This is a genomic window from Actinoplanes sp. CA-131856, from assembly GCF_050956135.1.
In the GTDB taxonomy this organism is placed as follows: Bacteria; Actinomycetota; Actinomycetes; order Mycobacteriales; family Micromonosporaceae; genus Actinoplanes.
Genome location: NZ_CP191849.1, coordinates 4,149,095 through 4,171,095, shown reverse-complemented (window position 1 = coordinate 4,171,095; position 22,001 = coordinate 4,149,095). Strand labels below are relative to the sequence as shown.

18 protein-coding genes are annotated in these 22,001 nt (G+C 72.3%); 12 read left to right on the top strand and 6 right to left on the bottom strand.

The genetic code is table 11. The features are described 5' to 3' along the window. The first annotated feature begins 27 nt into the window (after positions 1-27). The 8 genes from ACQP2X_RS19220 (at position 28) to ACQP2X_RS19185 (ending at position 8,658) form a co-directional block, all read left to right on the top strand. A complete protein-coding gene (locus ACQP2X_RS19220) occupies positions 28-2,787 on the top strand; it encodes an AfsR/SARP family transcriptional regulator (RefSeq protein ID WP_498698825.1) in 2,760 nt (919 codons plus the stop codon). Positions 2,788-2,831: 44 nt separating this feature from the next. Further along, positions 2,832-3,845: an NAD(P)-binding domain-containing protein gene (locus tag ACQP2X_RS19215; protein ID WP_498698823.1), complete on the top strand. Its 1,014-nt coding sequence runs from the start codon at positions 2,832-2,834 to the stop codon at positions 3,843-3,845. Between the two features lie 34 nt (positions 3,846-3,879). Next, the gene (locus ACQP2X_RS19210; RefSeq protein ID WP_498698822.1) at positions 3,880-4,857 is read left to right on the top strand and encodes a DUF4331 family protein; all 978 of its coding nucleotides are present in this window, start codon (positions 3,880-3,882) and stop codon (positions 4,855-4,857) included. Between the two features lie 20 nt (positions 4,858-4,877). Next, positions 4,878-5,471: a sigma factor-like helix-turn-helix DNA-binding protein gene (locus ACQP2X_RS19205; RefSeq protein ID WP_498698820.1), complete on the top strand. Its 594-nt coding sequence runs from the start codon at positions 4,878-4,880 to the stop codon at positions 5,469-5,471. 77 nt (positions 5,472-5,548) lie between these two features. Beyond that, positions 5,549-6,493, top strand: a complete 945-nt coding sequence (locus ACQP2X_RS19200) for an alpha/beta hydrolase (RefSeq protein ID WP_498698819.1) — start codon at positions 5,549-5,551, stop codon at positions 6,491-6,493. Positions 6,494-6,503: 10 nt separating this feature from the next. Continuing rightward, on the top strand, positions 6,504-7,214 hold the full coding sequence (locus tag ACQP2X_RS19195; protein WP_498698817.1) for an alpha/beta fold hydrolase: 711 nt from the start codon (positions 6,504-6,506) through the stop codon (positions 7,212-7,214). A gap of 64 nt (positions 7,215-7,278) precedes the next feature. Beyond that, the gene (locus ACQP2X_RS19190; RefSeq protein WP_498698815.1) at positions 7,279-8,160 is read left to right on the top strand and encodes an alpha/beta fold hydrolase; all 882 of its coding nucleotides are present in this window, start codon (positions 7,279-7,281) and stop codon (positions 8,158-8,160) included. A gap of 3 nt (positions 8,161-8,163) precedes the next feature. Beyond that, positions 8,164-8,658, top strand: coding sequence for a sigma-70 family RNA polymerase sigma factor (locus tag ACQP2X_RS19185; protein ID WP_498698813.1), 495 nt, complete (start codon positions 8,164-8,166; stop codon positions 8,656-8,658). Positions 8,659-8,720: 62 nt separating this feature from the next. Here ACQP2X_RS19185 and ACQP2X_RS19180 read toward each other — a convergent pair whose 3' ends face one another. Both ACQP2X_RS19180 and ACQP2X_RS19175 read right to left on the bottom strand, forming a co-directional pair. After that, the gene (locus tag ACQP2X_RS19180; RefSeq protein WP_498698811.1) at positions 8,721-12,272 is read right to left on the bottom strand and encodes a S8 family serine peptidase; all 3,552 of its coding nucleotides are present in this window, start codon (positions 12,270-12,272) and stop codon (positions 8,721-8,723) included. Between the two features lie 131 nt (positions 12,273-12,403). Further along, positions 12,404-12,967: an O-methyltransferase gene (locus ACQP2X_RS19175; protein WP_498698810.1), complete on the bottom strand. Its 564-nt coding sequence runs from the start codon at positions 12,965-12,967 to the stop codon at positions 12,404-12,406. Positions 12,968-12,984: 17 nt separating this feature from the next. Between ACQP2X_RS19175 and ACQP2X_RS19170 the strand changes: the two genes are divergently transcribed. Then, on the top strand, positions 12,985-13,878 hold the full coding sequence (locus ACQP2X_RS19170) for a phosphotransferase (protein WP_498698808.1): 894 nt from the start codon (positions 12,985-12,987) through the stop codon (positions 13,876-13,878). Here the strand turns inward: ACQP2X_RS19170 and ACQP2X_RS19165 are convergent. After that, the gene (locus ACQP2X_RS19165) at positions 13,824-14,300 is read right to left on the bottom strand and encodes a hypothetical protein (protein WP_498698807.1); all 477 of its coding nucleotides are present in this window, start codon (positions 14,298-14,300) and stop codon (positions 13,824-13,826) included. The genes ACQP2X_RS19170 and ACQP2X_RS19165 overlap by 55 nt on opposite strands. A gap of 122 nt (positions 14,301-14,422) precedes the next feature. On the opposite strand from ACQP2X_RS19165, the gene ACQP2X_RS19160 reads away from it, so the two are divergent. Both ACQP2X_RS19160 and ACQP2X_RS19155 read left to right on the top strand, forming a co-directional pair. Then, on the top strand, positions 14,423-15,910 hold the full coding sequence (locus ACQP2X_RS19160) for a sensor histidine kinase (RefSeq protein WP_498698806.1): 1,488 nt from the start codon (positions 14,423-14,425) through the stop codon (positions 15,908-15,910). After that, positions 15,907-16,557 (top strand): response regulator transcription factor, encoded by a 651-nt coding sequence (locus tag ACQP2X_RS19155; RefSeq protein ID WP_498698804.1) that lies wholly within the window; start codon positions 15,907-15,909, stop codon positions 16,555-16,557. Before ACQP2X_RS19160 ends, ACQP2X_RS19155 begins: the two co-directional genes overlap by 4 nt. A gap of 578 nt (positions 16,558-17,135) precedes the next feature. On the opposite strand, the gene ACQP2X_RS19150 is transcribed toward ACQP2X_RS19155, so the two are convergent. The 3 genes from ACQP2X_RS19150 to ACQP2X_RS19140 all read right to left on the bottom strand — a co-directional run bounded on the left by ACQP2X_RS19150 (position 17,136) and on the right by ACQP2X_RS19140 (position 20,554). Further along, positions 17,136-18,224 carry a hypothetical protein gene (locus ACQP2X_RS19150; RefSeq protein ID WP_498698802.1) on the bottom strand — a complete coding sequence of 363 codons (1,089 nt, stop codon included), beginning with the start codon at positions 18,222-18,224 and terminating at the stop codon, positions 17,136-17,138. A gap of 85 nt (positions 18,225-18,309) precedes the next feature. Further along, complete coding sequence (locus tag ACQP2X_RS19145; protein WP_498698800.1) at positions 18,310-19,464, bottom strand: M50 family metallopeptidase; 1,155 nt, start codon at positions 19,462-19,464, stop codon at positions 18,310-18,312. 70 nt (positions 19,465-19,534) lie between these two features. After that, positions 19,535-20,554, bottom strand: coding sequence for a LacI family DNA-binding transcriptional regulator (locus tag ACQP2X_RS19140; RefSeq protein ID WP_498698798.1), 1,020 nt, complete (start codon positions 20,552-20,554; stop codon positions 19,535-19,537). A 158-nt stretch (positions 20,555-20,712) separates the two neighbouring features. Here ACQP2X_RS19140 and ACQP2X_RS19135 point away from each other — a divergent pair, with 158 nt between their 5' ends. Continuing rightward, on the top strand, positions 20,713-21,975 hold the full coding sequence (locus ACQP2X_RS19135; RefSeq protein ID WP_498698797.1) for an ABC transporter substrate-binding protein: 1,263 nt from the start codon (positions 20,713-20,715) through the stop codon (positions 21,973-21,975). Positions 21,976-22,001 lie beyond the last annotated feature (26 nt).

Here is a 22,001-nt window from a genome sequence, read left to right as displayed (position 1 = left end):
ACGCGGCAGAGGGTTATAACCATGGTCATGGCACCGGTGCGATTCACCATTCTCGGCCCCGTCCGGGCGTGGCGGGGCGACACCGACCTCGACCTGGGTGGCCGGCAGCAGCGCCTCGTGCTGGCGCTGCTGCTGGCACGGGCGGGCACGGTGGTCGGCCTCGGCGAGCTGGTCGACGCCGTGTGGGAGCAGGACCCGCCGACCAGCGCGGTGAACGTCGTTCATCGCTACATCGGCACGCTGCGCCGGCTCATCGAGCCCGACCTGCCGGTGCGCGCGGTCGGCGACCACCTGGTCCGGCACGCCGCCGGCTATCAGCTCAAGGTCGGCGAGGACATGCTCGACCTGCTGCGGTTCCGGCAGCTCGCCGCCCGGGCCCGCCAGGAGCCCGATCCGGCCCGGGCCGTGCCGATGTGGACCGAGGCCCTCGGGCTGTGGCACGGGCCGTGCGCGGCCGGGCTGGAGCGCGGCCATCCGACCTTCGTGGCCATCGACGGCGAACGGTCGCAGGCCGTGCGCGACGCGGCCGACATCGCCCTCGCCCACGGGCGGGCCCGCGCGGTCATCCCGGCCCTGCGCCAGGCCGTCGGCTGGTCGCCGCTGGACGAGCCGCTCCAGGCCCGGCTGATCACCGCGCTCACCGCCGACGGCCGGCAGGCCGAGGCGGTCGAGGCCTATCAGGAGGTACGTCACCGGCTCGCCGACGAGCTGGGCATCGACCCCGGTCCGGAGCTCGCCGGGGCGTACGACCGCCTGCTGCACCAGAAGACCGGGCCGACGGAGCCCAGCCGGCCCTTCGTGCCGGCCCAGCTCCCGCCCGACCAGCCGTTCTTCAGCGGGCGCGAATCGGTGCTGGCCCGGGCCACCGGCCTGATCGACGAGGGACACCGGCAGGGACGGGCGGCGGTGACCCTGGCCGTGGACGGGATGCCCGGCATCGGCAAGACCACCTTCGCGGTGCACCTCGGTCACCGGATCGCCGATTCCTACCCGGACGGTCAGCTCTTCGCCGATCTGCGGGGCTTCGCGGCCCAGGGCACCGTCATGACGCCGGACGAGGCGCTGCGCGGATTTCTGGGCTCGCTCGGTGTGCCGCAGGAGACGCTGCCGGCCGAGCTCCACGCGCTGGCCGGGCTCTACCGCAGCATGCTGGCCGGCCGACGGGTGCTGGTGGTCCTCGACAACGCCCGCGACTTCGAGCAGGTACGGCACCTGCTGCCCTCGGCGCCGGGCAGCCTGGCCATCGTCACCAGCCGGGTGCGGATCACCGGCCTGGTCACCACCGGCGGCGCCCATCCGGTGCCGCTCGACCTGCCGTCGCCCCACGAGGTGCGCGAAGGCCTGGTCAACCGTCTCGGCGCCCGGCGGGTCGAGGCCGAGCCGGAGGCGGTCGACGAGATCATCGCGCGCACCGGCCGGCTGCCGCTGGCGGCCTCGGTGGTGGTGGCCCGGGCGGCCGCCCTGCCCGACACCCCGCTGGCCGACATCGCCGAGGAGCTGGCCGAGGCCGGCGCCGGGCTGGACGCGTTCGGCGCCGACGAGGACACCGACCTGAGCGCGGTCTTCTCGTGGTCGTACCGGGCGCTGAGCCCGGGCGCGGCCCGGATGTTCCGGCTGCTGTCGCTGCACCCGGGCCCCGACGTGACGATCACCGCGGCGGCCTCGCTGGCCGCGGTCGAGCAGCGGGCGGCCCGGATGCTGCTGGGCGAGCTGGCCACCCACCTGCTGACCCAGTCCCGGGCCGGCCGCCACCACATGCACGATCTGCTCCGGCAGTACGCGGCCGACCTGAGCGCCCGCCACGACGGGCCCGAGGACCGCCGCGAGGCGCTGGGCCGGATCCACGACTTCTACCGGTCGGGCGCCTACGAGGCGCAGGAGCTGCTCGCCCGCGCGCTGCCACCGCCCCGGCCGCCGGCGCCCCGGGCCGGGGTGACCGTGCCCGCGTTCACCGGGTCAGGTGAGGCGATGGCGTGGTTCGACGCCGAGCGGCGGGTGCTGGACGCCATCGTCGAGGACGGACCGCCCGCGGTGGCCTGGCACGTGGCCCTGACCCTGCAGACCCACCTGCACTTCACCGGCCGGCTGCCGGCCTGGGAGGCGACCATGCGCCGCGGCCTGGCCGCCGCGGTGGCCGACGGCGACCTGGCCGGGCAGGCGCATCTGCACCGCAGCCTGGCCGGGGCGCTGTTCAACGCCGACCGGGACGACGAGGCACCCGAGCATCTGACCCTCGCCGGCGCCCTGTTCGAGCGACTGGACGACCGGCCGGGCCTGGCCATGGTCGAGCTGAACTGGGCCTACGTGCGGGCCGAGCGTGACGAGCACCAGGAAGCGGTGTGGCACAGCGAACGCGCCCTGGAGATCTTCCGGTCGACCGGCAACCGGGTCAACGAGGCCCGGGCGCTGCGCACATTGGCCGGCAGCCGGGCCCAGCTCGGGCACACTCAGCAGGCACAGGACCTGTTGCGCGAGACGCTGTCGCTGTCGTGGGACATCGGCGACGAACTCGGCGCCGGGCACAGCTGGGACCTGCTGGCCAACCTCTACCGCGAGATGGGCCGGCCCGACGAGGCGATGGCCCGCTGGGAGGAGGCGGCCGGCGCCTACCAGCGGGCGGGCAGCCCGGCCGCCCTGGCCGAGGTGCAGCTGGCGATGGGCGACGCCTGCCGCGACGCGGGCGACCCGGGGGCGGCCCGGCAGCATTGGCGTGCGGCGCTGGACGCCCTCGCCGAGCCGTCCGGCCCGGTCGCGGCCCAGTTGCGCGATCGGCTGGGTGAGGGCTGACACAGCCGTCGAACGGAGATCCGCGCCGGTCGTTGGGTGCGGGCATGACGACGATCGGTGTGGTGACCCACGGCGAGCGGGGCGCGGCCTTCGTGCGCAATCTGACCGGGCACGGCTATCGCGTCGCGGTGGCCGATCGGCGCGGCGCGGCCGGGATGGCGAAATCGCTGAGCGCGCCGCGCGTGCTGATCCTGCTGGACGGCTCGGAGCTGGACGACCTCCTGGCCGAGCTGCTGCCCGTGCTCGACCCGGGCGACGTGGTGGCCGACGGCTGCGCGTCGCGGTTCGCCGACACGGGACGGCGGGCGGCCTGGATGCGCGGTTCGGGGGTGCTGTTCGCCGGATGTGCGATCGCCGGGCGGCCGCGTACGATCGAGCACGGCCCGTCCTATGTGGTCGGCGGCGACCACGGCGCGTACCGGCGGTTGCTCCCCCTCTTGAACGCCACCGCGGCGCGCTTTCAGAACGTCCCGTGCGTGGCCTACGCCGGACCGGGCAGCGCGGGGCACTTCGCCGGCCAGGTGTACGAGGAACTGGCCGCGGCCGAGGCGGCGCTGGCCGCCGAGGCGTACGCCCTGGTCGGTGACCGCAGGATCCTGACCGGCTGGCAGGCCGACGAGATGATCACCGAGGCCGCGGTGCCCAAGGATCAGCCACCGCCCATCGGGCCCCTCACGGTCACCGTCACCGAGATCCGCGCGGCCTGGAACGCCGCCCGGGCGGTCGCGTACGCGCGGGCTTTCGAACGGCTGCGGGCCGGCGGCGCGGCGTACGGCTGGGGAATGGATCTGGCCGCGGTGGCCGGGGCCTGGCGCGGCGGCACGGCGCTGGCCGGGCGTCTGCTGACGTACGCCCGGGAGGCGCTGACCGCGGCGCCCGGCGCCGGGCTGCTCGACGACCAGCATTTCGCGCTCGCCCTGCGCGACTGGTGCCCACCATGGCGGCGGGTGGTCTGCGCGGCGAGCAGGGCCGGTGTCCCGGCCCCGGCCCTGGCCACGGCGGCCGAGCCGCCGGTCACTCCATCGTCAGTCGATATACACCCCCGGCTCCTACGGTGACCGCGAAACCGCAGGAGCAACGGAGGGAAACCCCATGTCGCACCACCTGGACTCGCCCCAGGCCCGCCAGGATCCGCGCCTGAACATCACCGACCAGTACGTCTTCGACGACCTGGACGCGACCGTCTTCGTGATGAACGTGCGGACCTCACTGGCCGGTGACGCCGTCGCCGACGGGTTCCACGAGGAGGCCCGCTACGAGTTCCGGGTCCACCTGGACGACTCGCCGGCCGAGAACCTGGTCTTCGGTTTCACCTTCGCCGCCGGCGGCGTGCGGGTCACCCGCGACGGCGCCGAGATCGCGGCGGGCCCGGTCGGCGAGCCGGTCGACGGCCCGGACGGGCTGCGGGTCTGGGCCGGCCGCGCGCTCGATCCGTTCTATCTGGACCTGTCCCAGCTGGCCGCCGTCGATCAGCTGGTCATTCACGGCGAGGACGCCGAGATCACCGGTTTCCTCCCGGGCAAGGCCACCAACACGTTCGAGGGCTCCTCGGTGTGGAGCATCGTGCTGCGCGTGCCGCACCGCGACGGGCAGCTCTTCCCGGACCGCATGATCCGGGTGTGGAGCGCCTCGCTGCTCGCCACCGACGCCGGCGGCTGGCACCAGACCGGCCGGGCCGGCCTGCCGATGATCTGGCCGATCTTCCGCGACGCCGCCGGCGACGAGGCGAGCGCGGCCAACGGCACCCACCCGGGCGAGGACTGGGCCCGCTACGGCGGCCAGGTGCGTGGCCTGGTCGCGGCGGCCGTGCGGCGCCTGGGCACGTCGGCCCGGCCCGAGGCGTACGCCCTGGCCGTGGCCCAGCGGATCCTGCCCGACACCCTGCCCTATCAGGTCGGCACGGCCGCGGTCTTCGGCTTCACCGACTTCAACGGGCGGCACCTGAGTGACAACGCCCCCGAGGTGATGTTCTCGCTGGCCACCAACTCGGCGGTGAGCACCGGGCTGACCGCGGTCCGCGCGAGCGGCGAGTTCCCGTACGTCACTGCATCGGCACTCGACCCGCACTGAGAATTCCTAGCGTTCCTGCCATGCGAGGAACCATGACGATCGACGACGGCCTGCACGAGTTCCTCGGTGTACGTGATCGGCTGCTCCGCATCGCCCGGGGCATCGCCGGCCCGGACGCCGAGGACGTCGTGCAGGACGCGTGGCTGCGCTGGGACGGCACGGACCGCTCGGTGGTCCGCGACGCCCCGGCGTTTCTGAGCCGCACCACGACCCGCCTGTCACTGACCCGGACCACGACCGCGTACGCGAGGCACCAGAGCCCGGTCGGTCTGTGGCCGTCCGAGCGCGGTGGCTCGGACGACGACCCGGCGGCGCTGGTGGTCGAGGCCGACGAGCTGCGTGGCGCGATGGCGCTGCTGCTGTCGCGGCTCGGCCCCCGCGAGCGCGTCGCCTATCTGCTGAGGGAGGCGTTCGCGCTCCCCTACCGCCAGATCGCCGGACTGCTCGGCGTCACCGAGGCGCACGCCCGGCAGCTCACCCGCCGGGCCCGGACCCGGCTCGGGACTCCGGGTGACGGCCGGGTGTCGCCGGCGGAGCAGCGGACCCTGCTGACCGCCTTCACCGAGGTCTCCCGCACCGGCGATCCGGCGCCCCTGGTGAACCTGGCCGCGTAGGCCGTCACCGCGACGTCACTGGTTCCGCACTGCGCCTTCCTAGCTTGAGCCCATACCCGAGGAACGGAGAACAGAAAGTGTCCGACATCGTTCTGGAGCCGGCCGCGCAGGCGTTCGGCGAGGCGGCCGCCCAGCCGCCGTTCGTCTATCAGGTGAGCCCGGTCGAGGCCCGCAAGATCCTCGACGGCGTGCAGGCCGGGCTGACCGATCTGCCCGCCGTGGACGACAAGTGGATCACCGTGCCGGCCGAGGTCGGCGACGTGCGCGTCCGCATCGTCAAGCCGGTCGGCGCGACCGGCCCGCTGCCCGCCGTGCTCTACATCCACGGCGGCGGCTGGGTTCTCGGCAACAACGGCACCCACGACCGCCTGGTCCGCCAGCTCACCATCGGCACCGGCTTCGCGTTCGTCTTCGTCGAGTACACGCCGTCGCCGGACGCGCGCTACCCGGTGGCGATCGAGCAGGCGTACGCCACCGCGCAGTGGATCGTCAAGGAGGGCGCCGCCGAGGGCCTGGACGCCTCGCGGCTGGCCGTGGCCGGCGACTCGGTCGGCGGCAACATGACAGCGGCCGTGAGCATCCTGGCCAAGCAGCGCGGCGACGTCACCTTCAAGCACGTCTCGATGTACTACCCGGTGACCGACGCCCGGATGGACACCGAGAGCTACCGGCAGTTCGCCAACGGCCCGCACCTGACCGCGGCCGCGATGGCCTGGTTCTGGGACCAGTACGCCCCGGACAAGTCCGTGCGCTCGGAGATCACCGCCTCGCCCAACCAGGCGTCGCTGGAGGACCTCGAGGGCCTGCCGCCGACCTTCCTGCTCGTCGACGAGGCCGACGTGCTGCGCGACGAGGGCGAGGCCTACGCGGCCAAGCTGCGCGCGGCCGGCGTTCCCATCACGACCGTCCGCTACGACGGCACCATCCACGACTTCATGATGCTCAACCCGCTCAAGGACACCCGCGCCTCGCGGGCCGCCACCGCCCAGGCCGTCGCGGCCATCAAATTCGGTCTCGCATAAGGAGAAAATGATGAAGCCGACAGTAGTTCTCGTGCACGGCGCGTTCGCCGACTCCACCGCCTGGAACCCGGTCATCTCCGAACTGGCCAAGCAGGGCATCGACGCCCTCGCCGTGGCCAACCCGTTGCGCAGCCTGGCCGGCGACGCCCAGTACGTCCGCGACGTCGTCGACGGCGTCGGCGGCCCGGTGATTCTGGTCGGCCATTCGTACGGCGGCATGGTGATCACCGAGGCCGCGACCGGTCTCGACCCGGTGCGGGCACTGGTCTACGTGGCGGCCTTCGTGCCCGACCACGGCGAGTCCGCCTTCTCCCTGTCCGGCAAGTTCCCCGGCGGCACGCTCGGCGAGGCCCTGGTGACCTTCCCGCTGTCCGACGGCAACACCGAGCTGAAGATCGACCCGGCCAAGTTCCCGAGCCAGTTCGGCGCCGACCTCGAGCTCGAGGACGCCATCCTGCTCGGCCGCACCCAGCGTTCGGTGACCCAGAAGGCGCTCACCGACGAACTCACCACCGACAAGCCGGCCTGGAAGACGCTGCCGACGTGGGAGGTCTACGGCGACAGCGACCGCAACATCCCGGCCGACGTCTTCCGCTGGCAGGTGCAGCGGTCCTCGCCGCAGGGCGTCCGCGAGGTGGCCGGCGCGTCGCACGCGATCGCGACCTCCCGGCCCGACGAGGTCACGGCCGCGATCCTCGAAGCGGTCGCCTTCACCAGCTGAGCCGCGGCTGCCCGCCGGCAACGGCGCCGGCGGGCACCGCTCTTTCCCAAGCGAGGAGACTCCCATGCCGGGGTTCGACGGGTACGAGCTGGAGCAGATCACGGTCGGCGACCAGACGCTCCGGGTTCGCAGGGGTGGTTCCGGGCCGCCGCTGCTGTTGCTGCACGGATATCCGGAGACCCACCTCTGCTGGTCGGCCGTGGCCGGGGAGCTGGCCCGCGACTTCACGGTGGTGGCGCCGGACCTGCGAGGCTACGGCGGCAGCTCCAAGCCCGAGCCGGACCCGGAACACCACGCCTACAGCAAGCGGGCCATGGCGGCCGACATGCTGGGGCTGATGGCCAAGCTCGGCCACGACCGTTTCGACGTGGCCGGGCACGACCGGGGCGGGCGGGTCGGTTACCGGCTCGCTCTGGACAGTCCTTCCGCCGTACGGCGCCTGACCGTCCTCGACGTGGTCCCGACCGGCGAGGTGTGGGCGCGCGCGGACGACCGCTTCGCCCTGGCCTACTGGCACTGGGCGATGCTGGCTCAGCCGTACCCGGTACCGGAGATTTTGATCGTCCACGACCCGGACTGGTTCTTCTTCGACATCCAGTTCGGCGGCGCGCTGCGCAAGCGTGACGAGCACACGCTGGCCGAGTACTCGCACTTCGTGAACGACCCGGACGTCGTCCGGGCGATCTGCGAGGACTACCGGGCGGGCGCGACCGTCGACCGCGCCGCCGACGACGAGGATCAGGCGAACGGCCGCCGGATCGCCTGCCCCGTGCAGGTGCTGTGGAGCGCCGGCGGGCCGGTCGGCACGTGGTACGACCCGCTGGAGGTCTGGCGGGGCTGGGCGGACGACGTCGAGGGCGAGGGACTGGCCGGTGGCCACTTCCTGCCGGAGGAGAACCCGGCCGCCGTTCACCGGAAACTGCGCCGATTCCACACGGCCGGGTGAGTCATGGACGCCACCGCACGCATGACCGCCCTGCACGCCGCGCACTCCCGCGACGTCTACTACTTCATCCTCCACCTGACGCGGGGCGCGCGGCAGACGTCCGAGGACCTCACGCAGGAGACGATGGTGCGGGCCTGGCGGCACGTGAACGGGCTGCCGCCCAATTCGGAGGAGGAGCGCCGCTGGCTGTTCACGGTGGCGCGCCGGCTGGTCATCGACTCGGTCCGGTCGCGGCGCTACCGGCCGGTCGAGGTGGGCGTGGCCGACCTGACCTGGGTGGCCACCGGCAGCGACGAGACCGGTGACACGGCTCTGGCGTCCAAGGCCGTGCGCTCGGCGTTCGCTCAGCTCAGCGAGGCCCACCGGAGGCTGCTGAGCGATGTCTACCTGCGCGGCGAGCCGATCGAGCGGATCGCCGACCGGCTCGGCGTGCCGATCGGCACGGTCAAGTCGCGCACCCACTACGCCCGCAAGGCCCTGCGGGAAGCGCTGGCCTGAGCTTTCACCCCGCGGGCCCGGATCTCGTGCGCTGGCACGGGCGTGATCCGGGCCCGCCCCTTCTACTTGAGCCCGAAGGCCCGGATGACGGTCTGGGTGACCGCGGAGCGCGTCGCCTTGTCCTCGGCGGTCGCCCGCACACTGACGTACGTGGCCGACCGTGGGGCGTCGAGCTTGCCGCGCAGCGTCCGCCAGGTGCGGCCGTCGTCGTACGACACCTCGACCTTGACCGCCGTCCGCAGCGCGGTGCCGTCGAGACGGCTCGCGGTCACATCCAGCTCGGCCCGGCGGGAAGCCCGGCCGGACAGGTCGGTCGCCACCGTGTAGTCGAGCTGTACGAGGTCGAGCGGCTCGCTGACGACGTCCTGGCTCAGGTCCACCGCGGGCGCGACGAACGACCACGCGGTGGTCGTTCTGGTGCTGTACGGCGTGACCGTGCCGGCGTGCGCCGTCTCGGTGACCAGTCGCAGGGGGGTCGCACCGGCGCCGACGAACACGTCGAAGAACGACCCGTCGTCGACACGGGCCAGCTCGGTGCCGTCCTGGTACAGGGCCGTGCTCTGGGTCAGCCCCTCCTCCAATGTGCCCTGGTGGTGCGGGTCGCCGTCACCGAAGGCCGGCAGGTTGAAGACGGCGACGGCCTCGCCGATGCGCGCCGGGCCACCGCGCTCGAACAGCCGGGGCCGGGCGACGGGGGCGAACCAGCTCGTCCGGCTGGTCCGGCCGATCGGATAGGCGTGCCCGTCGGAGAGCTGCGTGACCGGGCGGACGCCCGCCTGCTCCATCCAGGAGCCGGTGGAGACCCAGTCGGTGCGCCTGCCCTGAGCGGGAATGGTCAGCGCCGGCCCGAAGAGATAGGCGTTCAGATCGGCGTTCAGGTCACCGCGGGCCATCAGGCCGGAGCCGGCCGTGCGGTAGCGGAAGTCCTGCTCGACCCGGGCCAGGTCACGCTGCTTCGGCTGCCAGGTCAGGCTGGCCGGCACCGCGCCGGAGAACCACTTGCTGAGGTCGTAGACGTAGTGGGGCGCCGGGTGCGACTCCACCGTCACGCCGGACCGGCCGAGGCGGGCGATCAGCTGCTCGCCCTCGTCGCGGGCGATGGCGGCGACGGGCAGCGGGGTGAGCGGGTCGCCCACCTCCCACCAGGCGTCCAGCCGTCCCGTGCCGGAGTTGACGATGACGAGCAGGGTGGCGCCGGCCTTCGCCGCCGCCGCGGCCTGGGCGATCGCCGTGTCGACGTCGACGAAGCGTACGACCGCGACCTTGCCCTTGGCCGCCGCGAAGGAACCGCCCGGCTTGACCAGCACGGCCTGACCGCGCTTGACGCCGTCGGCCAGCTTGGGCGAGCCGGACTGCCACAGCAGGTCGTCGAAGACCTTTCCACCGGCGGTGAGCGCCAGCGGGGGCTGGACGGCGCTCCAGCGGGTGCCGAAGGTGAACGCGCCCTGGGTGACCTTCTTGCCGGTCGGGGTGGCCCAGATGCTGTCGTACTTCGGGCCGACCACGTAGTCGTCGCCGAACGGGTGCTTGCCCGGGTAGGACCGGAAGACGTCGGCCCGCAGCTGGGCCATGCTGGTGCGTTCCGGGGTGGTCACCTTGGCCGGCACCAGCTTCGTGCCGTCGAGCGTGAGCTTGCGGTCGGCGGCGAGGACGACCTCGGGCGCGGCCAGCACGGCCATGCCCATCGAGTGCGGGCCGCGGAGGCCCGGCACGTCGGCGTACTGCCACAGCGCCCAGGTGCTGACCGGCAGGCGCAGCGTCAGCGAGCCGGTGGCGTCCACCTCGTAGGCGCGCGGTGCGGTGTCGTGCTTGATGTCCTTGACGATGAGCACGCCGGGCAGCGGCTTGCCGTCGGGCCCCTTGGTGTTGACGGTCAGGTCGGCGCGCTCGCCCTCGCGGTTGAGGCCCACGGTCGTACGCAGGCTCTGGCCCTCGCTCGTCGCCGTGACCGAGCCGATGGCGTACGTGTCGTCGGGCATCGGGTCGAGCGGAGCGACCACGTCGGCCGTCGCGGTGCCGTGAGCGGGGACGGTGACCTGCTTCCGCGGCAGGGTGAAGGCCTCGTTCGTCGACGCCAGGTCGAGGGTGACGGCCTCGTCGCCGATGTTGGTGTAGGTGATGCTCCGGGTGTCCTGCTGGCCCGGCGAGTACGGGAACTTCAGCTCGTGGAACGTCGTGCCGGTCGCGAAGAGCGTGCCCTTCACCGCCGCGGCGGCGTCGAGGCGGCCGGTGCCGCCGAACTCGACCGGTGACCACGGTGTCGCCTTGGAGGTGCTCATCAGCGCGTCCTTGAGCCGCGGGCCGGTCCAGTCCGGATGCTGGGCGGCGAGCAGCGCGGCCGCGCCGGCCACGTGCGGCGTGGCCATCGAGGTGCCGCTCATCGTCTGATAGGCGCCCTCGCCCTCGGGGGCGTACTGGGAGCGGGCGGCCAGGATGTCCACGCCCGGCGCGGTGATGTCCGGCTTCGGGGCGTTGTCCTCGACCCGCGGGCCGCGGCTGGAGAAGACGGCCAGCCGGTCCCGGCTGTCCGACGCGCCCACGGTGAGCGCCGAGTCGGCCGCGCCCGGGGCGCTGACCGTCTGGGCGTCCGGGCCGCTGTTGCCGGCCGCGATGACGAACAGGGCGCCGGTCTCGGCGCTGAGCCGGTCGACCGCGACGCTGAGGGGATCGGTGCCGTCGCTCGGGCCGCCGCCCAGGCTCATGCTGACGACCTTGGCCTTGGCCGTGCGGGCGGCCCACTCCATGCCGCCGATGATCCAGGAGTCCTGACCCTCGCCGGCGTCGTCGAGCACCTTGCCGATGTGCAGCTCGGCGCCGGGGGCGACGCCACGCTCCTTGCCGTCGGAGGCGGCGCCGGTGCCGGCGATCGTGGAGGCCACGTGGGTGCCGTGCCCGTGCCGGTCGGTGACTTCCTGGCCGGGCACGAAGCTGGCCGTTTCGGCGATCCGCCCGGCCAGGTCGGGGTGCCCGGTGTCGACGCCGGTGTCGAGGACGGCGACGGCGACGCCCTGCCCGGTGTCGCCGCCGGCCCACACCTCGGGAGCGCCGATCCTGGCGACGCTGTCGGCCAGGTCGGCGTGGGCCTTGCCGTCCAGCCAGACGCGCGAGATGGCGCCCTTCATCGAGGTGCCCTTGCGGGCGGTCAGCGAGCCGAAGAAGCCGGCCGCGCCGTCGTGGTCCACGGTCAGCGCGGCGCCGCCGATGCTGCCCAGGGTCCGCACCGGCGTCACACCGGCCGGCTGCTTGCCGGCCGGAGCAACTCCACCGGCGTACTGGACGATGACGGGTGTGGCGCCGGTGTGCGCGTCGTCGTAGCCGTCGGCGATCAGCTTGGTGACGTTGAACAGGTCCTCGTCGAGCAGGCCCGAGGTCACGTACGGCATCGCGGCGTCGGGATAGGCGTACGTGTCGCCCTTGAAGGTGCTGAAGCGGACGCCACCCGAGGCGCGGAGGACACCGACGGCCGAGCCGGTCACGGTGATCCGGTCGCCGGTGATGAGGGTGACGGTTCTCGCTTGACCTTCAGGCGTGGCGGCGGGCGCCGGCGCGGGTTGACCGGCCGGCACCGTCGCCAGGGCGGCGGTCGTGACGACCGCCAGGACTGAGTGGAACAAGGCGCAACTCCTGTGGATCGAGGGGTTGCGGTGAAGCATGTGGATATTTGGTTACGGCGTTGTGAAAAATCGTCTGGCCACAAAGCGACATGGCGCCTGTGCGTCAGTCGCCGGGCTCCGGCCCGCCCGTCTCATCGATGGGTTTGCGGCTTCAGCCATCCGAGATAGAGACCCTTCCCGACCGCCGCCGTCCCGCCGATGAAGCGGTCCTGGGCCAGGGCCAGGAGATCGGCCACCTCGTCCGGATGCGACAGCACGTTGTCGACCACCAGCACCCCGCCCGGCCGGAGCACCCGGGCCGGATGGGGCCACCAGGAGGCGTACTCGGTCCGCTCGGCGTCCAGGAACAGCAGGTCGATCTCGCCGTCGTTCTGCCGGGCCAGATAGTCGCCGCCGTCGGCCACGACCCGCTCGACGCCGAGGCCCGCGAGATTTTCGGCGGCGCCGGGCCATTCCTGGACGTCGACGGTGGTCACGTGCCCGCCGGTGTCGCGGGCGGCACCGGCCAGCCAGATCGCCGACCAGCCGTTCGAGGTGCCGATCTCGACGATGTCCCTCGCCTTGGCGATGCGCACGACGGTGGCCAGCAGCTCGGCGGTAGCCGGTTCGAGGTTGCGCAGGCGTCGCCGCCGGTCCGGCTCGGCCGCGTCGTGATCGAGGCCCGACTGATAAAGCTTCTCCAGGAACGGATTCACGGCGCTACCGTACCTGTGTGGACGGTGCATCGATCGCCGGGCTGTTCGGGCTGGGCCGCTTCCTCGGGCTCTCCGACGGGCCGGTGGCGCATGGCAAGCAGGGCGAGGTGTGGCGGCTCGACACCTCGGACGGGCGCTGGGCGGTCAAGGTGCCGTTCCATCCCGTCGCCGCCGGCGGGGCGGCCTTCCAGGAGAAGGCGCGGGCGGCCGGGGTCCGGGCGCCGGCGGTCCGGCTCTCCAGCGGCGAACCGCACCTGCGGGTGTACGAGTGGGTCGAGCTCGGCCCGCCCGACCCGCTGATCGATCCGGAGCTGGTCGGCGCGACGGTGGCCGCGATCCACCGGGTGTTCGTGCCCGCCGGCGGGCCGGTCGAGGAATGGCACACGGCGCCCGTCGGCGCCGCCCGCTGGGACGAGCTGATCGACGAACTCCGTGCGGCTCCCTTCGCCGGCCGGCTGGCGGCGCTGCGCGACGAGTTGGTGGCCCTGGAGGAGTGGCTCACGCCGCCCACGGCCCTGCAGATGTGCCATCGCGATCTGTGGGCCGACAACGTGCTGCCCACGCCGGACGGCGGGCTGTGCGTCATCGACTGGGAGAACAGCGGGCCGGCCGACCCGGCTCAGGAGCTGGCCTGCGTGCTGTTCGAGTTCGGGCGCACCGACCCCGGTCGCGCGCGGGCCCTGATGTCGTCCTACATCGCAGCCGGCGGCCCGGCTCGTCTCTCCCGGCCCGGCGACTTCTCGATGCTGATCGCGCAGCTGGGTCACATCACGGAACTGGCCGGCGTGAGTTGGCTGAGAGCCGACGAACGCCTCGATCCGGCGGCCTGGATCAGCGAGGTGCTGGACGACTTCCATCACCGGGAGCGGCTCGAGGGTCTCCTGCGCGCGATCCGGCCCCACGGCTTGTAGACCGACAGGACGGTGGCGAGGCTCAGCGCGGTGAGCGAGACGATCGGCGGGAAAGCCAGGCTGCTGGGGTCGAGACCGGTGGCGGCGCCCTCGCCGTACGCCCGCACCTCGGGCATCATCGGCCGCAACAGGACCAGGATCAAAGTGCAGAGGACCAGATTGAGTACGAGCTTGACGGCCACCCACCAGTAGCGGACGAGACCCCACTTCGTCTCCAGGCCGAGCAGCACGCCGGTGATCAGGCAGACCAGGGCGGAGGTCAGCATCGGCCAGACCACGAAGGTGCCGAGCGCCCGGTAGGCCAGCTCGCGGTCCTCTCCCCACGCTCCGACGGCGACGAGCACGGCGACCATCACGTCGACGCCGATCCACACGCCGGCCGAGAGAAGGTGCAGAAGCAGCCAGAGCTTGCGGCGTCTCATGCCTTCACAGTGCCGGGCCCGGGAGTCCCTGGCGTCCGTTCACGAGCGGCTTCGGATGTACGCCCGCGAACGTACGACCGTGGGTTGATGTGCTGGCGGCTGGGCTGGGGCAAGGTGGACACATGTCGACGTTGCCGAGCCTGCGAGTCACGGCCGTGCCGGTCGCGCTGCTGCTCGTGGGCCTGGGCACGTTGCCGTTGTTCAGCCGGTTCGCCGAGGTCACCTGGGTGACAGCGCTGCTGGTGGCCGTCGCCGCCGGGGCGACCGCGCTGCGCCGGGCCCTGCCCGGGCCGGCCTTGATCGTCGCCGCGACCGCCACCTCGGCCTACTTGATCGCCGGTTTCCCGTACGGGCCGATCCTGCTGTCCTTCGGCGTCGGCGTCTATTCGGTGGGCCGTCGTCTCACACTGCGCCGGGCGCTGCCGTGGGCCGTGGCGGCGCTGGCGATCGTGCTGATCCACACGTTCACCGGCCCGCCCGGCCTGGTCGGCCTGGCCCCCGGGGCGGCGTGGGTGATCGTGCCGTTCACGCTGGGCGGAGCCCGCCGCATGGTCGTGGAGGCGCAGGCGCGCGAGCGGGCCGAGACGGAACGGCGCATAGCCGACGCCGAACGCCTGCGCCTGTCCCAGGATGTCCACGACGTGGTCGGGCACGGCCTGGCCGCGATCCAGATGCAGGCCGACATAGCCCTGCACCTGCGCGACGCGCGCCCGGCCCAGGCGCACGAGGCGCTGACCGCGATCTCGGCGGCGGCTTACGAGGCCCTGGAGGAGTTACGCGCCACGCTGGCCGGCGCGCCGCCGTCACCGGGCCTGGCCGGCGCGGAGGAGCTGTGCGACCGCCTGCGCTCGGCCGGGGTCTCGGTGACGTTCACCGTGCACGGCTCGGCGGCCGACCTGCCACCGGACGTCGACGCGGCCGCCTTCCGAATACTCCAGGAGTCCCTGACCAACGTCCTCAAGCACGCCACCCAACGCCAGGCCACGGTGACGATCCAGCACAGCCCCACAGCAGTGGACCTGTGCATCACCAACCCGGCCCCGCCTTTCCCCCACACGGACGGCTTCGGCATAACCGGCATGCGCCGCCGAGCCAAACACTTGGGCGGCACCTTGACCGCCACCCCCACCCCCGCCTCCACCTTCACCGTCCACGCACTCCTCCCCCACACCCCCTCCGCCTTGCCCACCTCACCACCCCAAGCCGCCCCCACTCCCCAAGCCGCTCCCACTCCCCAAGCCGCCCCCATCCCCCGGCCCTCTCCTACCTTCGAGCCGCCGCCCTCTTCCCTGCCCTCGCCCACACAGGCGCCGTCCACCTCCGAGCCCTCTCCGCCGCCACCCACCTCGGAGCCGCCACCCGACTTCCAACCGTCGCTTACCTCTGCGCCGCGCGTTCGGCCGTCTTCCGCGCAGGCACCAGCCACCTCCGAGCCCTCTCCGCCGCCACCCACTTCCGAGCCGCCACCCACCTCGCAGCCGCCACCCGACCTCCAGCCGTCGCCTGCCTCGGCGCCGCGCGTTCCGCCGTCGTCCGCCCCGCCGCCGTCCGCCCTGGAGCCGTCCGCTCAGGCGCTTGTTGGGCCTTGTCCGCGTCGGGAGGCGCTGTGATCTCCGTACTGATCGCCGATGACCAGGATCTGGTGCGGATGGGGCTGCGCGTGCTCTTCGAGAGCGAGGACGGCTTCGCGGTGGCCGGAGAGGCGGCCGACGGGCTGGCCGCAGTCGAGGAGGCCAGGCGCGCCCGGCCGGACGTGATCCTCATGGACATCCGGATGCCCGGGATCGACGGCCTGGAGGCGACCCGGCGCATCGTCGCCGATCCCGCGCTGCCCGGCACGCGGGTGATCGTGCTGACGACCTTCGAGCGTGACGAGTACGTCTTCGACGCCCTGCGCTTCGGCGCCAGCGGCTTCCTGCTCAAGAACACCAAGCCGGCCACCCTGCTCGACGCGGTCCGCACGGTCGTGGAAGGCGGCGCACTGCTGGCCCCGTCGGTCACCAAGACTTTGATCCGCGAGTTCACCGGCCGGGCGATCCGCCCGATCGCCCCACACCCCCAGCTCAACCGCCTCACCGAGCGCGAACGCGAGATCGTCGCCCTGGTAGGCCGCGGCCTCACGAACCACGAGATCGCCGAAGAGCTGGTGGTGAGCCCCGCGACGGCACGCACCCACGTCAGCCGCTCCATGATCAAGCTAGGCGCCCGAGACCGAGCCCAACTGGTCGTCTTCGCCTACCAGTCAGGCCTCGTCTGACACCCACCCAGTCACCACCGTCACGCCACCGCCCCCAGGCCACCGCGCCTGGGCTGTCCACCCACGCCACCGCGCCTGGATTGTCCACCCACGCCACCGCGGCTGGGCTGTCCACCCACACCACCGCGCCCGCGCTGTCCACCCACGCCACCGCGGCTGGGCTGTCCACCCACGCCACCACGGCTGGGCTGTCCACCCACGCCACCACGGCTGAGCCGTCCACCCACGCCACCACGGCTGCGGCTCCACACCTAGGTCGCCACGCGGCCGGCCGTGCCCGCAAGCGTGGTGCAACAGTCGGCCATCGGTGATCTGTGTTAGTTGATGTTGTTCGGTGGTCGGGTCGGCCTCGGTGTCTGGCCGGCGGCGAGCCCTCTCCCCTCGCCTTCAACTGACGAGCACGCCCGACAAAAAGACAAGCTTGCTTGACTTTTTGTCAAGGCGGGTAGCGCCGCGCGGACGGCGGGTCGCCCCCGCCCAACTCGGTCTGGCCCCACCAGCCCGTTCGATGCGGTCCGGCCTGTCCGGCCGTCGCCTGGGATGCACCGGATTCGGCGGTCGCGCTGTGGCCCGGCCGGTTACTCGCCGTTGGAAGTCACCCAGCGGCCGTGGGAGTCGGCGGTCACCTGGTAGGACTGGCGGGCGCCGTTCTCGAACTCGATCAGGCACTGATAGGTGCCGGCGCCGCGCGAGTCCACCGAGGCGGCGACACAGGTGGCGTCGGTGGCGTTGATGGCGAAGCCGTTGTCGTCGGTGAGCGCGGCCCCGGCCACGAGGGACTTCTCCAGCTGGGCCCGGGTCAGCCGGCCTTCCGGGCCACCGATGGTGAAGTAGCAGACGATGCTCAGCACCCAGGTGAGGGCGAGCGTCACGCCGAACGCGACCCAGTACCGCGTCGCGGCGACGCCGACGGCGGCCGCCTTCTTGGCCTTGTTGGAGGCGATGAAGGCGCCCAGTCCACCGATCACTGCGGTGCCGACGATGACCCAGCCCAGGCCGGGCGGTTTTCCGGTCGACATCAGCGAGCGGGTCGCGCCATAGCCGGAGTTGTACGGCGGCGGCGGATAGCCGGGCTGCGCATATCCGGGATAGGCCGGCGCCGGATAACCGGCCTGCGGAGCCGGTGCGGGCCGGGCCGCTGCATAGGGGGCCGCCGCCTGCGGAGCCCTTTGTTGCGGGGCCGCCGCATAGGGGGCCACCGCCGGCCGAGCCCCTTCCTGCGGGGCCACCGGCGGTGCGTAGCCGCGCTCTACCGCGCTCGGCTCGCCGTGGCCGTACGCGGGCGCGTCTGGCGTCGAGTAGCCGTTCGACGACGCTCCCGGCTGCGCCCGCCCGTTCAACCCGCCCGGCTGCGCCTGTCCGAACGAAGGCGCGCCCGGCTCGGCGTGGCCGTATGACGGCGCGGCCGGCTCGGCGTGGCCGTACGACGGCGCGGCCGGCTCGGCGCGGCCATACGACGGCGCGGTCGGCTCGGCGTGGCCGTATGACGATCCGCCGGGTGCCGCGTGGCCGTGGGATGGCGTGGTCGGCTGTGGGGGTGTGAGTGGTGGGGCATATGCGTGGGACGGGCCGGGGGTGGGTGGCACGTATCCGTACGTGGGTAGGCCGGAAGGGGTCTGGCTGTCGTCCGGGTTCCACGGGGTGCCGGTCTGTGGTTCGGCTGTCATGGTCTCCGTCCGCGGGGCCTCGGCTGCTACGTCGAGGCAACCGATCGGCGACCGGTGGGGCTACCTGAGGGTTCCGGGAAGGTGGTCATGACAGGTGGATCGGGTTCACCAGGTCGGCCGTCACCGTCAGCAGCATGACGGCGCCTCCTACCAGCAGCGCGGCCATCGTTATCGGGAACAGCCTCGTGTAGTCCACCGGGCCCGCGGCTCGCCGGCCCCGGAGGCGGCGGATGGCGTCGCGGGTTCGCTCGTACCAGACGACGGCTATGTGGCCTCCGTCCAGTGGGAGCAGGGGCAGCAGGTTGAAGACGGCCATGAACAGGTTCAGGCTGGCCAGCAGCAGCACGAAGACCTCCCACAGGCCGCGCTCCACGGCCTCGCCGCCCAGGCGGCTGGCGCCGACCATGCTGATCGGGGTGTCGGGGTGGCGTTCGCCGCCGGTGATCGCGTCGATCACCGCGGGCAGGCGCTGGGGGAAGGCGGCCAGCTGGGCGGCCGTGTTCGAGACCATGTCGCCCGTGAAGGACAACGTCGCGCCGGTCGCGGCTGCCGGGTCGTAGCGCAGGTAGGCCGGTGGCTCCTGTGGGGTCGCGCCCATCATGCCTACCTCGCCCGCCGCTGTCGTCACCCGGGCCACGTCGACCGAGAGGGTCAGGGTTTCGGTGCCGCGCCGCACGGTGAGCGGGGTCGGGCCGGCCGCGGCCCGGACCGCGGTCAGCACGTCGGCCCATCTCGGGGTGGGTGTGCCGCCCACCGACACGATCCGGTCGCCCGGTCGCAGCCCGGCCGTGGCGGCGGGGCAGGCCGAGGTGCCGACGCAGGTCGTCGAGGCGACGATCGGGGCGTCGGACGGGTGCAGGTTGGGCAGGCCGCTGGTGATCGCCATGACGTACAGGACGACCAGGGCGATCAGCACATGCACGACCGAGCCCGACGCCATCACCACCGTGCGTTTCCACGCCGGGAAGCGCCACATGGCGCGTGACCTTTCGCCGGGGGTCAGCTCGTCCAGGGCGGTCAAGCCCGCGATGTCGCAGAAGCCGCCGATCGGGAGGGCCTTCACCCCGTACTCGGTCTCGCCTCTCTTGAAAGAGAAGACCGTGGGGCCTCGGCCGACGAAGAAGCGCCGCACCTTCATGCCGAAGGCGCGCGCCGTGACCATGTGGCCCGCCTCGTGCAGGGCGACCGACACGGTCAGCGCGAGCAGGAACAGCAGCACTCCGACGAGATAAGCCGTCACGGATGGGCATCTTACGGGGCCGAGGCGCGCCCGACGGGGGGACGAGGCGCGCCTCGGCGAGAGGAAGGCTTCAGGAGGGTCGGGCCGTGCTGCCCCGCACGACCAGGCGCGGGGTCTCGGTGCGGACGCTCTCGCGGGACGACGGGTCGGCGATGGCCTGCAGCAGCGTCGTCGCGACCTGGGCGCCCAGCGCGTGAGTGTCGCGGGACAGGCAGGTCAGGGCCGGGTGGACGATGCGGGTCAGCACCGAGTCGTCGAAGGACACTATCGACAGCTGGCGGGGCACCTCGATGCCCATCTCCAGGGCCACGCCGAGGCCGGCCGCCGCCATCAGGTCGCTGTCGTAGACGATCGCCGTCGGGCGGTCGGCCCGCGACAGCAGGGCCCGGGTGGCCGCCGCGCCCTGGGCGTCGCTGAAGTCGGTCGGCACCGACTCGCCCGCGTGCAGGCCGCGCTCGGTGACCTGGGCCCGCAGCGCCGCCGTGCGGCGGGCCGTGTGCTGATAGACCGGCGGGCCGGCCACGTGGGCGATGCGGCGGTGGTCGAGGGCGGCCAGATAGTCCACGATCGTGGTCATCGCCTCGGCGTCGTCGGCCCACACGCTGGGCAGCTGGTCGGGCTCGCCGGGCAGGCCCAGCGTGACCGCGGGCAGGCCGAGCTCGCGCACGACCGCGATGCGCGGGTCGTCGAGCTGCAGGTCGACCAGCACCAGGCCGTCGACGCGGTGCTCGGACGCCCAGTGCCGGTAGAGGTCGATCTCGGCGGCGGTGTCGCGGACCAGCTGCATCTGCACGGCCGACGAGTGGGCCGAGAGCATGTCCTGCATGCCGTAGAGGATCTGGGTGTAGAACTGCTCGGAGCCCAGCGTGCGCGGGTCGCGGGCCAGCACCAGGCCGACGACGCCGGCCTGCGCGCCGCCGAGGGCGCGGGCGGCCCGGTGGGGCCGCCAGTTCATCTCGCGCGCCACCTCGAGGATGCGCGCGCGGGTCTGCTCGCTGACGCCCGGCCGCCCGTTGAGCGCGAACGAGACGGCGCCCGGCGAGACGCCCACGCGCTTGGCGATGTCCGCGATGGTCGGCCTGTTACCCACGGCGCGCACGTTACCTCAGCTATAGCGGTTTAGCCAGCAGGCGTACAAGAAAACAAAAAGAACTGAAGGCGTTGACTATAGCGCTTTAGTTACTCACGATGTTGTTTCGCCGACGTTTCCTGGTCGACGCCTCCCTCTGGCTCAGGAGCTTCATCACGATGCGAATCACCAAAGCAGCCGTCGCCACCGTGGCGGCTCTGTCCCTCGGTCTGACCGCCGCCTGCGGTGGCGGCGACGGCGACAGCGCCAAGAGCGACGAGATCACCGGCAGCATCACGCTGCAGACCTGGGCCCTGACGCCCAAGTTCACCGACTACCTCAACGAGGTCATCGCCGGTTTCCAGGCGAAATATCCGGGCACCAGCGTCAAGCTGCTCGACCAGCCGGGCGACGGCTACTCGGAGAAGGTCCTCGCCCAGGCCTCCTCCAACACGCTGCCCGACGTGGTCAACCTGCCGCCGGACTTCGCGCTGCCCCTGGCCCGCCAGGACCTCCTGGTCGACGTCAGCAAGGACGAAGACCTTTCCCAGACGTACGTCCAGGGCGCCATCGACGCGTACAAGTTCAAGGGTGTGGACGGTGTCTACGGCTACCCGTGGTATCTGAACACCGACCTCGACTACTGGAACGCCAAGCAGTTCAAGGCGTGCGGGCTCGACGCCGACAAGCCGCCGGCCACCACGCAGGAGCTGTTCACGCAGGCCGCGACCATGAAGGCCAAGTGCCCGGACGACTACCTGATGAGCCGTAAGCCCGACGTGTCGGACTTCGTGCGCGCGGGCATCCCGATCGTCGCCGACGACGGCAAGAGCTTCGTCTTCAACACCGACCAGGCGGCCGCGCTGGTCGACCAGTACCGCGACGCGTACGCCAAGGGCTACATGCCGCCGAGCGTGCTCAACAGCGACTACCAGGGCAACTCGAAGCTGTTCACCCAGGGCAAGGTGGCCTGGACGACCGGCGGCGCGACCGGCCTGGCCGACTTCGAGAAGGACAACCCGAGCCTCAAGGGCCAGATCGCGGTCAGCAAGGCCCTGGACACCCCGCCGCTGTACGTGCAGGGCGTGAGCGTCTCGGCCAAGAGCAAGCACCCCGCGACGGCCAAGGCGTTCGCCGAGTGGATCACCAACGCCGACAACCAGAACAAGTTCGGCCACATCGTGAACGTCTTCCCGTCCACCAAGGCGTCGGCCGACGACAGCTACTTCGGCAAGGACGACGGCACGCCGGGCGGCAAGGCCCGTTCGCTCGCGTTCAGCGAGCTCAAGGACGCCAAGAACCTCATTCCGTACGAGGTCAACTCGGACATGCAGACGCTGCTCGACCAGCAGATCGCGCTGGCGGTCAAGGGCGACGAGACGAGCAAGAAGGCGCTCGACGACGCCGTGGACCGGATGAACCAGCTGCTGAGCAAGCAGTAGCGAGCCGGTGGCGGCCGGCAGGTCCC

Bases quoted from the DNA above. Each gene is read 5' to 3' on its own strand.
- ACQP2X_RS19220 (WP_498698825.1), top strand. From the start codon at position 28: ATGGCACCGGTGCGATTCACCATTCTCGGCCCCGTCCGGGCGTGGCGG.
- ACQP2X_RS19215 (WP_498698823.1), top strand. From the start codon at position 2,832: ATGACGACGATCGGTGTGGTGACCCACGGCGAGCGGGGCGCGGCCTTC.
- ACQP2X_RS19210 (WP_498698822.1), top strand. From the start codon at position 3,880: ATGTCGCACCACCTGGACTCGCCCCAGGCCCGCCAGGATCCGCGCCTG.
- ACQP2X_RS19205 (WP_498698820.1), top strand. From the start codon at position 4,878: ATGCGAGGAACCATGACGATCGACGACGGCCTGCACGAGTTCCTCGGT.
- ACQP2X_RS19195 (WP_498698817.1), top strand. From the start codon at position 6,504: ATGAAGCCGACAGTAGTTCTCGTGCACGGCGCGTTCGCCGACTCCACC.
- ACQP2X_RS19190 (WP_498698815.1), top strand. From the start codon at position 7,279: ATGCCGGGGTTCGACGGGTACGAGCTGGAGCAGATCACGGTCGGCGAC.
- ACQP2X_RS19185 (WP_498698813.1), top strand. From the start codon at position 8,164: ATGGACGCCACCGCACGCATGACCGCCCTGCACGCCGCGCACTCCCGC.
- ACQP2X_RS19165 (WP_498698807.1), bottom strand. From the start codon at position 14,300: ATGAGACGCCGCAAGCTCTGGCTGCTTCTGCACCTTCTCTCGGCCGGC.
- ACQP2X_RS19160 (WP_498698806.1), top strand. From the start codon at position 14,423: ATGTCGACGTTGCCGAGCCTGCGAGTCACGGCCGTGCCGGTCGCGCTG.
- ACQP2X_RS19150 (WP_498698802.1), bottom strand. From the start codon at position 18,224: ATGACAGCCGAACCACAGACCGGCACCCCGTGGAACCCGGACGACAGC.
- ACQP2X_RS19135 (WP_498698797.1), top strand. From the start codon at position 20,713: ATGCGAATCACCAAAGCAGCCGTCGCCACCGTGGCGGCTCTGTCCCTC.